This window comes from Streptomyces sp. NBC_00005 (assembly GCF_045160215.1).
Classification (GTDB): domain Bacteria; phylum Actinomycetota; class Actinomycetes; order Streptomycetales; family Streptomycetaceae; genus Streptomyces.
Map to the genome: position 1 here is coordinate 6,823,486 of NZ_CP108316.1, position 11,207 is coordinate 6,834,692.

Annotated in this window: 9 protein-coding genes; 6 read left to right on the forward strand and 3 right to left on the reverse strand. The window is 70.2% G+C overall.

Annotated features, from left to right (window positions below; translation table 11 throughout):
- Window positions 1–35: 35 nt before the first annotated feature.
- On the reverse strand, window positions 36–1,010 hold the full coding sequence (locus tag OG303_RS31385; protein WP_405872584.1) for a helix-turn-helix domain-containing protein: 975 nt from the start codon (window positions 1,008–1,010) through the stop codon (window positions 36–38).
- Window positions 1,011–1,189: 179 nt separating this feature from the next.
- Window positions 1,190–2,107, reverse strand: a complete 918-nt coding sequence (locus tag OG303_RS31390) for a sugar phosphate isomerase/epimerase family protein (RefSeq protein WP_405872585.1) — start codon at window positions 2,105–2,107, stop codon at window positions 1,190–1,192.
- A gap of 124 nt (window positions 2,108–2,231) precedes the next feature.
- Here OG303_RS31390 and iolC point away from each other — a divergent pair, with 124 nt between their 5' ends.
- The 5 genes from iolC to mmsA are packed head-to-tail and all read left to right on the forward strand — an operon-like array spanning window position 2,232 to window position 8,451.
- Window positions 2,232–3,206: a 5-dehydro-2-deoxygluconokinase gene (iolC, locus tag OG303_RS31395; protein WP_405872586.1), complete on the forward strand. Its 975-nt coding sequence runs from the start codon at window positions 2,232–2,234 to the stop codon at window positions 3,204–3,206.
- Between the two features lie 59 nt (window positions 3,207–3,265).
- Entirely contained in the window at window positions 3,266–4,177 is a 912-nt protein-coding gene (locus tag OG303_RS31400; RefSeq protein WP_405877580.1) for a deoxyribose-phosphate aldolase, read from the forward strand.
- Window positions 4,178–4,184: 7 nt separating this feature from the next.
- Window positions 4,185–5,012 (forward strand): 5-deoxy-glucuronate isomerase, encoded by an 828-nt coding sequence (gene iolB, locus OG303_RS31405; RefSeq protein WP_405872588.1) that lies wholly within the window; start codon window positions 4,185–4,187, stop codon window positions 5,010–5,012.
- Window positions 5,009–6,934: a 3D-(3,5/4)-trihydroxycyclohexane-1,2-dione acylhydrolase (decyclizing) gene (iolD, locus tag OG303_RS31410; RefSeq protein WP_405872590.1), complete on the forward strand. Its 1,926-nt coding sequence runs from the start codon at window positions 5,009–5,011 to the stop codon at window positions 6,932–6,934. The genes iolB and iolD overlap by 4 nt, the downstream gene beginning before the upstream one ends.
- A gap of 14 nt (window positions 6,935–6,948) precedes the next feature.
- Window positions 6,949–8,451 (forward strand): CoA-acylating methylmalonate-semialdehyde dehydrogenase, encoded by a 1,503-nt coding sequence (gene mmsA, locus OG303_RS31415; protein ID WP_405872591.1) that lies wholly within the window; start codon window positions 6,949–6,951, stop codon window positions 8,449–8,451.
- Between the two features lie 79 nt (window positions 8,452–8,530).
- On the opposite strand, the gene OG303_RS31420 is transcribed toward mmsA, so the two are convergent.
- Window positions 8,531–9,382: a hypothetical protein gene (locus tag OG303_RS31420; RefSeq protein ID WP_405872592.1), complete on the reverse strand. Its 852-nt coding sequence runs from the start codon at window positions 9,380–9,382 to the stop codon at window positions 8,531–8,533.
- Window positions 9,383–9,682: 300 nt separating this feature from the next.
- Between OG303_RS31420 and OG303_RS31425 the strand changes: the two genes are divergently transcribed.
- The gene (locus OG303_RS31425; protein ID WP_405872594.1) at window positions 9,683–11,083 is read left to right on the forward strand and encodes an APC family permease; all 1,401 of its coding nucleotides are present in this window, start codon (window positions 9,683–9,685) and stop codon (window positions 11,081–11,083) included.
- Window positions 11,084–11,207: the final 124 nt, after the last annotated feature.

Below are 11,207 nucleotides of genomic sequence, written 5' to 3' on the forward strand. Positions count from 1 at the left end.
CCCCGGGGATCACCGGCCGGACGATCAGCGTGCATTCAGCGGACCCTGCGGGTCTTGGAAAAAACCGCACTTCGCGCGGATGTGAGCAAGAGACTCGTCGCCTCGCCGGTCAGCCGGTCGGCGGCCGGTACCCCGGGCTGCGCCACCGGCGGAATCACCCGCGCCATCGTGAACTCCCGCGGGGTGCACCCCGTCATCGCCCTGAACTCCCCGCTCAGATGGGCCTGGTCGTAGAAGCCGCAGATCGCCGCGGTCTCCGCCTGTCCGTGTCCCTGGGCCAGCAGCCGCCGCGCCCGCTGCAACCGCAGCACCCGCGCCGCGACCTTCGGCCCGAGCCCGATCTGCTCCCGGAACCGGTTCTCCAGGTGCCGTACGCTCCAGCCCACCTCGTCGGCCAGCCGCCGCACCGGCACCGCGCCCCAGGTCCGCACCAGTTCCGACCACGCCCGCACGACCCCCGCGGAACTCGGCGTCCCGGCCTGCGACCAGCGTGTGAACACGTCGTCCAGCAGCCCGAAGCGGTCCTCCCAGGACGGCAACGCGGCCAGTGCGGCGGACAGTTCACCGACGCTGTGCCACCGGCCGGTGTCCCGGCGGGTGCCGAGGCCGTGCGGCAGGTCGTCGGGGTCGACGGTGCGGTCGGTGAGCTCGTACTGCGGTGTGCCGAAGAGGGTGAACGCCGCCCACGGCATGAGCAGCACCTCGATGCCGGACAGGCGGCCGCCGTGCTCGCCGACGGCCGGTGTGGTCGTCGGCCCCGAGAACACGGAGACGAGCGTGGCCGAGGGCCGTCCCGCCCGCGTGATGCGCACCGGCTGCTCGAATCCGAGCAACAGCGTCGCCGCCCCGATCGGAGTCTCCAGCCGCCGCCGCGGCCGGTCCAGCGCAAGCCGGATCCCCCGATAACTGATCACCCCGGGCCGCAACCGGGGGTGCGGCCGTGCAAGGACGGTCTCCCACGCCCCCCAGGGCCCCTGCCCCGACCGGCTGCGCACCTCAGTCGCCGCCATCCGCCCTCCCGCACCGAGCCGAAGGGCACCCATGCTCCTACGTCAAGGGAAGGCAAGGAAGGGATCGTCTCCGACGAGGGCCTCCGGCAACGCCCTGAAGGGGCGCGCGGAACTGCGCGACCAGCCACATACGACCGGCACTCGCGCGGCTACGGATCCTGGCACATCGGTAGGCGCTGCTACGCCCCGCACGATCGAAGAAACGCCCGCGTCCGCTGCGCAATCGGCAGCGGAGTGTCCGGCTCACACGGGTACATGTCCTGCTCGACGATCGCGAACAGATCGACATCCAGCTTCTGCGCGGCCTCCAGGACGGGCGCAAGCGCCGGCACACCGGCCGGCGGCTCACACATCACACCGCGCGCGACGGCCGGCCCGAACGGCACCTGGTTCGCCCGCACGTCCGCCAGGATCTCCGGGTCCACCTGCTTGAGGTGCAGATACCCGATCCGCTCCCCGTACGTCTCGATCAGCTTGACGCTGTCGCCACCGCAGTACGCGTAGTGCCCGGTGTCCAGGCACAGCGACACCAGGTCGGAGTCGGTGCCGTCCAGGAACCGGACGACGTTCTCCTCGCTGTCGATGTGGGTGTCGGCGTGCGGGTGGACGACGATCTGCAACCCGTACCGCTCCCGCACCTCCCGCCCCAGTCGCTCGGTCAGCGAGGTCAGGTTGCGCCACTGCTCGGGCGTCAGCGTGTCCGGCTCCAGCACCTCACCGGTCTTGTCGTCCCGCCAGAAGGACGGGATGACGACCAGGTGCCGGGCGCCCATCGACTGCGCGAGCACCGCGTTGTCGGCGACGTGCGCCCAGGTCTTCTCCCACACGGCCTCGCCGTGGTGCAGGCCCGTGAAGACCGTCCCGGCCGACACCTTCAGGCCACGCCGCGCCGTCTCCTCGGTGAGCACGGCCGGGTCGGTCGGCAGGTACCCGTACGGACCCAGCTCGATCCACTCGTAGCCGGACTGCGCGACCTCGTCGAGGAAGCGCTGCCAGGGCACCTGCTGGGGATCGTCGGGAAACCACACACCCCAGGAGTCGGGAGCCGACCCGATGCGGATGCGGGAGAGTGAGGACTGAGGCGACAACGACGTCATGACGGTCAGCTTCCGGGCGCACGGTAAGCGCTGTCAAGGTCTCGTCCGAATGTCTGGACAAAACATTGACAGGGCTCCGTGTGCGGGGCTAAAAACCGGGGAGAGCCGTAACGAAGGGAAGCCGATGGCGTACGACCTGATCACCATGGGGCGGATCGGAGTGGATCTGTATCCGCTGCAGACCGGTGTCCCGCTGCCGCAGGTGACGAGCTTCGGCAAGTTCCTGGGCGGCTCCGCGACCAACGTCGCGGTCGCCGCGGCCCGCCTCGGACGCCGCACGGCGGTCATCACGCGCACCGGCGACGACCCCTTCGGCGCGTACCTCCACGAGGCCCTGCAGGGCTTCGGAGTCGACGACCGCTGGGTCACCCCGGTCCCGGGCCTGCCCACCCCGGTCACCTTCTGCGAGGTCTTCCCGCCGGACGACTTCCCGCTGTACTTCTACCGGCGGCCCAAGGCCCCCGACCTGGAGATCGACGCCCACGACCTCGACCTCGACGCCATCCGCGAGACCCGCATCTTCTGGGTCACCGGCACCGGCCTGAGCGAGGAGCCCAGCCGTACGGCGACGCTGGCGGCCCTCGCCCACCGCGCCAAGTCCGGTACGACGGTCTTCGACCTCGACTGGCGCCCCATGTTCTGGGGCTCTGACAAAAGCGGCTCCCGTCGCGGGCCGGACTCCGCCCGCCCCTTCTACCGGGAGGCGCTGCGCCACACCACCGTCGCGGTCGGCAACCTCGACGAGGTGGAGGTGGCGACCGGAGTGCGTGAACCGCAGGCTGCCGCCCAGGCGTTGCTGGACGCCGGCGTCGAACTCGCCGTCGTCAAACAGGGTCCCAAGGGCGTCCTCGCCGTCAACAGCAAGGGTGAGAGCGCCGAGGTTCCGCCGCTGCCGGTCGACGTCCTCAACGGGCTCGGCGCCGGCGACGCCTTCGGCGGCTCCCTCTGCCACGGCCTGCTGGAGGGCTGGGACCTGGAGACGATCATGCGGCACGCCAACGCGGCCGGTGCGATCGTCGCCTCCCGCCTGGAGTGCTCCTCCGCCATGCCGACCACCGACGAGATCGAGGCAGCCATCGAGGCCGGAGCGGTGCTGTGAGGGCGGGCCGGGTCCGCGGGGGCGCGGACGACGAGACGGGCGGCACGGGCTGCCTGGGCATGAGCGTGACGCCGGCGCCCGCGAAGAGCCGAAGCGTGGACGTCGCCGAACTCGTCCGTATCCGCGCCCACCGCCCCGAGGCGATCGCCGAGGCCGCGGCCCGCCGCACCCGCAGGCTGCGGCTGAGCGACTCCGGCCGGCTGATGATTGTCGCCGCCGACCACCCGGCCCGCGGCGCCCTCGGCGTCGGCGACCGCAAGTTCGCCATGGCCAACCGCGCCGACCTGCTCGAACGCCTCTGCCTGGCCCTGTCCCGCCCCGGCGTCGACGGCGTCCTCGCCACTGCCGACATCCTCGACGACCTGCTGCTGCTCGGCGCCCTCGACGGCAAGGTCGTCATGGGCTCGATGAACCGCGGCGGCCTCCAGGGCGCGAGCTTCGAGCTCGACGACCGGTTCACCGGCCACCGCCCCGAGGACATCCAGCGCCTCGGCTTCGACGCCGGCAAGCTGCTCCTGCGCATCGACTACGACGACCCGGGCTCCCTCACCACCCTGGAGTCCACCGCCCGCGCCGTCGACGACATGGCCGCGCGCCGGCTCCCGGTCTTCGTCGAGCCGTTCATCAGCCGCCGCACCGACGAGGGGAAGCTGAAGAACGACCTGTCCGCCGAGGCCGTCACCAAGTCCATCGCCATCGCCTCGGGCCTGGGCGGCACCTCGGCCTACACCTGGCTCAAGCTCCCGGTCACCGAGAACCCCGACGACATGGCCCAGGTCATGGAGACCTCGACGCTCCCCGCCGTGCTGCTCGGCGGCGAGGTCGGCGACGATCAGGACGGCGCGTACGAGAAGTGGCGCGGCGCCCTCCAACTCCCCACCGTGCGGGGTCTGGTGGTCGGCCGTTCGCTGCTGTACCCGGCGGACGGCGACGTGGCCGCCGCCGTGGACACCGCCGTAGGACTGTTGTGAGGGCCGCATGACGAGCAACGGGCTGTACATCGCGCGGGGTGCCACCTCGGACGCGAACTACGTGTTCGACATCGACCCCAAGCGGGCCGGCTGGGCCTTCTGCAGCCTGCGGATCGTCGAGCTGGAGCCGGGCGGCACGCACACCTTCACCACCGGCGACAGCGAGTGGATCGTGCTTCCGCTGCAGGGCGGATGTACGGTGCGGATAGCCGACGACATAACGGACGAAGAGTTCCAACTCCTGGGTAGGGAAAGCGTGTTCGCGTCGGTCTCCGACTTCGCGTACGCACCCCGTGACGCCCGGGTCCAGATCGCCTCCGGCGCGGGAGGCCGCTTCGCCCTGGCAGGAGCGAAGTGCGAGCGACGACTCCCCGCCCGCTACGGCCCCGCGCCGGAGGTCCCCGTCGAAACCCGCGGCAGCGGCACCTGCACCCGCCATGTCCGCAACTTCGCCTCCGCGGACGCCTTCGACTGCGATCAGCTCATCGCCGTCGAGGTGATCACCCCCGGCGGCAACTGGTCCTCGTATCCACCGCACAAGCACGACGAGCACCGGCCCGGCGTGGAAGCCGAGTTGGAGGAGATCTACTACTTCGAGATCGACGGCCCGAACGGTTTCGGCTATCAGCGCGTATCTCCCTCCCGTGAGGGCGGATCCGACGTCCTCGCCGAGGTCCGCTCCGGCGATGCCGTCCTCGTCCCCGACGGATGGCACGGCCCGTCCATCGCCCAGCCCGGCCATGACATGTACTACCTGAACGTGATGGCGGGGCCGGGTGAGACGCGGGAGTGGCGGATCTGCTTCCATCCGGATCACACGGAGGGTTACCGATGACTCCGACCACCTCGACGACGAGGCTGACGGTCGCACAGGCGCTGGTGCGGTTCCTGTCCGTCCAGTACACGGAGCGGGACGGCGTACGACAGCGGCTGATCGGCGCGACCTGGGGCATCTTCGGCCATGGCAACGTGGCGGGCATCGGCCAGGCGCTCATCGAGTACGCGACTGTGCCCAGTGGGGGGACACCCCCCACACCCCCCGTCATGCCGTACCACCAGGGCCGCAACGAACAGGCCATGGTGCACGCGGCAGTCGGTTACGCGAGGCAGTCCAACCGCCTGTCCACCCACGCGGTCACGACCTCCATCGGCCCGGGCGCCACCAACCTCGTCACGGGCGCCGCCCTCGCCACCATCAACCACCTTCCGGTCCTGCTCCTCCCCGGTGACGTCTTCGCCGGCCGCCCCGCCGACCCGGTCCTCCAGCAGCTCGAAGTCCCGTACGCCGGCGATGTGTCGGTCAACGACAGCCTGCGCCCGGTGTCGCGGTACTTCGACCGCGTCACGCGGCCGGAGGCCCTGATCCCGTCGGCCCTGAACGCCATGCGCGTGCTCACCGACCCCGTCGAGACCGGCGCCGTGACGCTCGCTCTCCCGCAGGACGTCCAGGCCGAGGCCTACGACTGGCCGGACGAGTTCTTCGCCGAGCGCACCTGGGTCGTACGACGCCCGGGCGCCGACCCGACCGAACTCGCCGAGGCCGTACGGGTGATCAGGTCCGCGCGACGGCCGCTGATCGTCGCGGGCGGCGGCGTCCACCACAGCCGCGCCGAGGAGGCCCTCGCCGAGTTCGCGGGGACCACCGGCATCCCGGTCGCCTCCACCCAGGCCGGCAAGGGCTCCCTGCGCCACGACCACCCGCAGGACGTCGGCGGCATCGGCCACACCGGCACCGCGACGGCGGACGAACTCGCCCGCACCGCCGACCTGGTGATCGGCGTGGGCACGAGGTACACCGACTTCACCACCGCCTCCGGCACCCTCTTCACCGGCGAGGGCGTGCGCTTCCTCAACCTCAACATCGCGCCCTTCGACGGCCACAAGCTCGCCGGTCTGCCCCTGATCGCGGACGCCCGCAGCGGCCTGCAGGAGCTGACGGCGGCACTGGGCATGCACGCGTACCGGGTCGCGGCCTCCTACGTCACCGAGTACACCGAGGACAAGGAGCGCTGGGAGCAGCGCGTCGACGCCTGCTACGAGGCCGACGAGCCGGACGTACGCCCGACGCAGCCGCAGGTCCTGGGCGCGCTCGACGCCCTGGTGGACGAAACGGACGTGATCATCAACGCGGCCGGTTCGCTCCCCGGCGACCTGCACAAGATGTGGCGGGCGCGCTCGAGGGACCAGTACCACCTGGAGTACGGCTACTCCTGCATGGGCTACGAGATCCCGGCCGCGATCGGCGTGAAGATGGCGGCCCCCGACCGGCCCGTGTGGGCGCTGGTCGGCGACGGCACGTACCTGATGATGCCGACCGAGATCGTGACCGCCGTGCAGGAGGGCATCGCGATCAAGATCCTCCTGGTGCAGAACCACGGGTACGCGTCCATCGGCGGCCTGTCCGAGTCGGTGGGCGGCGAACGGTTCGGTACGGCGTACCGCTTCCAGTCGGACGACGGTACGTACACGGGGGCGCGGCTGCCCGTGGATCTCGCCGCCAACGCCGCCAGCCTGGGCATGCGCGTGCTGCGCGCGAAGACCGTGGCGGACCTGCGGGAGGCGCTCGCCGAGGCGCGCGCCGCCGACACGCCCACATGTGTCTACGTCGAGACCGAAACGGCCGACACTGTGTCGGGCCCGCCGCCGGCGCAGGCCTGGTGGGATGTACCTGTGGCCGAGACCGCGACCCGACCGTCTGCGGTGAAGGCCCGTGAGCTGTACGAACGGCACGTCTCCACCCGACGCCGCCATCTGTGAAGGAGTAACTGGGCATGACGAAGATCGTCAACCACTGGATCGGCGGCAAGACCGCCGAAGGCGCGTCGGGTACGTACGGGCCGGTCACCGACCCGGCCACCGGCGCCGTCACCACGAAGGTCGCCTTCGCGTCGGTCGACGAGGTGGACGCCGCGGTCGCCGCCGCGAAGGACGCATGGGCCACCTGGGGCACCTCGTCCCTGGCCAAGCGCACCACGATCCTCTTCAAGTTCCGCTCGCTGCTGGACGCGCACCGGGACGAGATCGCCGAGCTGATCACCGCCGAGCACGGCAAGGTGCACTCGGACGCGCTCGGTGAGGTCGCGCGCGGCCTGGAGATCGTCGACCTGGCGTGCGGGATCACCGTGCAGCTGAAGGGCGAACTGTCGACCGAGGTGGCCTCGCGGGTCGACGTCTCCTCGATCCGCCAGCCGCTGGGTGTCGTGGCGGGCATCACGCCGTTCAACTTCCCGGCGATGGTCCCGATGTGGATGTTCCCGATCGCCATCGCGACCGGCAACACCTTCGTCCTCAAGCCGTCGGAGAAGGACCCCTCGGCCTCCATCAAGATCGCCGAACTGCTGGCCGAGGCCGGTCTGCCGGACGGCGTGTTCAACGTCGTGCACGGCGACAAGGTGGCCGTCGACCGCCTCCTGGAGCACCCGGACGTCAAGGCCGTCTCCTTCGTCGGCTCGACCCCGATCGCCCGCTACATCCACACCACCGCCGCCGCGAACCACAAGCGCGTGCAGGCGCTGGGCGGTGCCAAGAACCACATGCTGGTCCTGCCGGACGCCGACCTGGACGCGGCCGCCGACGCCGCCGTCTCCGCGGCCTACGGCTCGGCGGGCGAGCGCTGCATGGCCATCTCCGCGGTCGTCGCGGTCGGCGCCATCGGCGACGAGCTGGTGGAGAAGATCCGCGAGCGCGCCGAGAAGATCAAGATCGGTCCGGGCAACGACCCCACCTCCGAGATGGGCCCGCTGATCACGAAGGCGCACCGCGACAAGGTGGCCTCCTACGTGACGGGTGCCTCCGCCGAGGGCGCCGAGGTGGTGCTGGACGGCACCGGGTTCACCGTGGAGGGCTTCGAGGACGGCCACTGGATCGGCATCTCGCTGCTCGACAAGGTGCCCACGTCGGCGGCGGCGTACCAGGACGAGATCTTCGGCCCGGTGCTGACCGTGCTGCGCGTCGACACCTACGACGAGGGCATCGCGCTGATCAACGCCTCGCCCTTCGGCAACGGCACCGCGATCTTCACCCGGGACGGCGGCGCGGCCCGCCGCTTCCAGCTGGAGGTCGAGGCCGGCATGGTCGGCGTGAACGTCCCGATCCCGGTCCCCGTCGGCTACCACAGCTTCGGCGGCTGGAAGGACTCCCTCTTCGGCGACCACCACATCTACGGCAACGACGGCACGCACTTCTACACCCGCGGCAAGGTCGTCACCACCCGCTGGCCCGACCCCGCCGACGGCCCCACAGGCGTCGACCTGGGCTTCCCGCGCAACCACTGAGGCCGCAACCACCAAGGTCGTACGGTGCCCCGCTCTCCCGAGGGATTCTCCGGAGGGCGGGGCACCGCCATGCGCGGGCTCAGCCCTGCTGTTGCTGCTTGGTGGCCTTCTTGATCTCCTCGGTGAGATCGCCGGTCTGGGCGGCCGGCGGAGCCTTCACGGCAGTCGTGGCGCCGAACTTCTCGAAGTCCGTGGTGACCTTCACCTTGCCGATCACCTGCTTCATGCGGACCGGCAGGTCCTTGCCGTTGACCCAGATGTCCATGGTCATCGAACTGGCGCCGCCCGTCGCCGAGTTGAGCAGGTTGTCCTTGTCGCCGTAGGCGTCCTTGAACTTGCCCATCTGCGCCTGGTCGACCACGGCCCGGTAGTGGGTCGTGCTCTGCCCGTCCACGGTCTGCTTGCCGAGGTCCTCGACGTCGTTCGCGTACTTGAGCGCCTTCATGGAGGCCGTCGGGCTGCTGTTGCCCGCGCCGCCGCTGAACGCCTGGGCGCCCTTCTCGCCGAAGATGGCCGAGCTGTCTATCTTCATCCACTCCTTGCCCTTGAGCGGGCCGGAGGGCTGAGGGTCGATGTCGTAGTAGTAGGCGCCGCCGACGAACAGCATGCGGACCGTCGGAGAGGCCGTCAGCTGCTGCATCCGGACGGCCTTGGTGTCCATGTCGACGTCGAACGCGAAGCCGTCGCCCCAGGAGTAGGTGCCGTTCATCGCGATCGGGGCGGCTCCCGTGCCCATGTCCGTCGACATCTTGATCTCGGCGGAGCCGAGCTTCTCGGTCCGATCGGTGGCCCGCGAGAGCGCCGCCATGATCTGGTCCGCGTTGCTCACGGCCTTGGCCGCGGTCTTCGCGCCGTCGGCGCCGCACGCGGACGTCGCGACCATCGCCGCCGCCGTCAACCCCACCCAGGCAGCGGTGTACTTCAGCTTCATGAGTCCCCACCCATTGCTGTGATTCGGTTGTGAGTTCTGTGATCGATGACTTTAGCGGGACACACTGACAGGTCCGGATGCCGGACGTCCTCACGTTTTTTCGACGCCCTCCCTGCGGTTCCCGTACGGCTCAAGGGGACGGAGCAGTCTGGGCCGGACTGCCGAATACGCGATCCGAAGGGATTTTGATCTACGGATTCCGTAGGTAAACGCCTATTGACGCGTCGGTTTTCGTCGGGGTTCCATGCAGCACCGCTTCAGCCGCCGGAGGCATCCGCACGAGTCGATCGGAACCGCTGCATGACCGACACGCTCCGCCCTGTCGACACCGCCGTCCCCGAGGCAACGGACACCGGCCCCACCAAACTCAAGCGCTCCATCGGGGTCGTCGGCGGAACCCTCCTCACGCTCTCGTGCGTGACCCCCGCCTCCACGCTGTTCGTGGTCGTCCCCGACCTGTTCGGCTCGCTCGGCACCGCCACCGCCCTGACGATCGCCATCGGTTCCCTGCTCTGTATCGCCGTGGCGTTCTGCTACTCGGAGCTGGGCACCCTCATCCCCAGCGCGGGCGGCGAGTACGCGATGGTCTCGACGCTGGCCGGACGGCTCGCGGGCTGGCTCGTCTTCGTCCTCTCGCTCCTGGTCGTCATGATCGTGCCGCCGGTGATCGCGATGGGCACCGCGGACTACCTGGCGCCGGTCGTCCACCTGAACCCGTCGGTCGCCGGTGCCGGCGTCATGCTGCTCGCCACCCTGGCCGGCCTGCTCGACCTGCGCGCCAACGCCTGGATCACCGGCATCTTCCTGGTCCTGGAGGTCATCGCCGCGGCCGTCGTGGCGGTCCTGGGCTTCGCGCACAGCGAGCGGGGCGTGGGCAGCCTGGTGTCCATGCAGGTCACCGGCACGAACGGCCACACGGACACGGTGACCGCGATGCTGGTGGTCTCAGGTCTGGCGATCGCCCTCTTCGTCACCCAGGGCTTCTCGACCGCCGTCTATCTCTCCGAGGAGCTGGAGCACCCGCGCCGCAACGTCGCCCGCACGGTCCTGGCCACCCTCGCCATCTCCTCCGTGATCATCCTGGTGCCGGTCGTCGCCATCACCCTGGGCGCGTCCGACCTCTCGGCGCTGACCGGCGGCGACATCAGCGGCATGGTGAGCGCCTGGTCCAACTCCGCCGTCGGCACCTTCGTGAGCCTGTGCGTGGCCCTCGCGATCATCAACGCGGGCATCGTCATGGTCATCCAGAACTCCCGCGTCCTGTTCGCCTCGGCCCGCGACAAGGCCTGGCCCGAGCCGGTCAACAACGTCTTCTCCAAGCTCGGCCGCTTCGGCTCCCCCTGGGTCGCCACACTCGCCGTCGGCGTCCCCGGCGCCCTCCTCTGCTTCGTGAACCTCGACACCCTGTACGGCGTCACAGGCGTCTCGGTGACGGGCATGTACCTCCTCGTCGCGGTGGCCGCCCTCCTCGCCCGCCGCGGCTCCCACAAGCACACACCGGCATGGCGCATGCCCCTGTGGCCCGCGATGCCGGTCCTGCTGATCGCGGTCCTGGCGTACATCCTCAGCCGGCAGGAGGTCGGCTACCTCCTGTGGACGGGCGGCATCACGGCGGCGGCGACCGTGTACTGGGCCGTGTACCTGCGCCCGCGCAAGGACACACGGTGGCTTGTTTCCCTCCCCGAGGACGAGCGTGCTTAGGGGCGCGGAACTGTATGGATGTGCGGCTCCGCCGCGTGGGCGCGACAAGCCCCGACGATCCCGCACCCGGCAACCCGCAGAAGTACCCGAGCCAGTAGCCGTACACCAGCCGCGGTACGTCGAC

Bases quoted from the DNA above. Each gene is read 5' to 3' on its own strand.
- OG303_RS31385 (WP_405872584.1), bottom strand. From the start codon at position 1,010: ATGGCGGCGACTGAGGTGCGCAGCCGGTCGGGGCAGGGGCCCTGGGGG.
- OG303_RS31390 (WP_405872585.1), bottom strand. From the start codon at position 2,107: ATGACGTCGTTGTCGCCTCAGTCCTCACTCTCCCGCATCCGCATCGGG.
- iolC (WP_405872586.1), top strand. From the start codon at position 2,232: ATGGCGTACGACCTGATCACCATGGGGCGGATCGGAGTGGATCTGTAT.
- OG303_RS31400 (WP_405877580.1), top strand. From the start codon at position 3,266: ATGAGCGTGACGCCGGCGCCCGCGAAGAGCCGAAGCGTGGACGTCGCC.
- iolB (WP_405872588.1), top strand. From the start codon at position 4,185: ATGACGAGCAACGGGCTGTACATCGCGCGGGGTGCCACCTCGGACGCG.
- iolD (WP_405872590.1), top strand. From the start codon at position 5,009: ATGACTCCGACCACCTCGACGACGAGGCTGACGGTCGCACAGGCGCTG.
- mmsA (WP_405872591.1), top strand. From the start codon at position 6,949: ATGACGAAGATCGTCAACCACTGGATCGGCGGCAAGACCGCCGAAGGC.
- OG303_RS31420 (WP_405872592.1), bottom strand. From the start codon at position 9,382: ATGAAGCTGAAGTACACCGCTGCCTGGGTGGGGTTGACGGCGGCGGCG.
- OG303_RS31425 (WP_405872594.1), top strand. From the start codon at position 9,683: ATGACCGACACGCTCCGCCCTGTCGACACCGCCGTCCCCGAGGCAACG.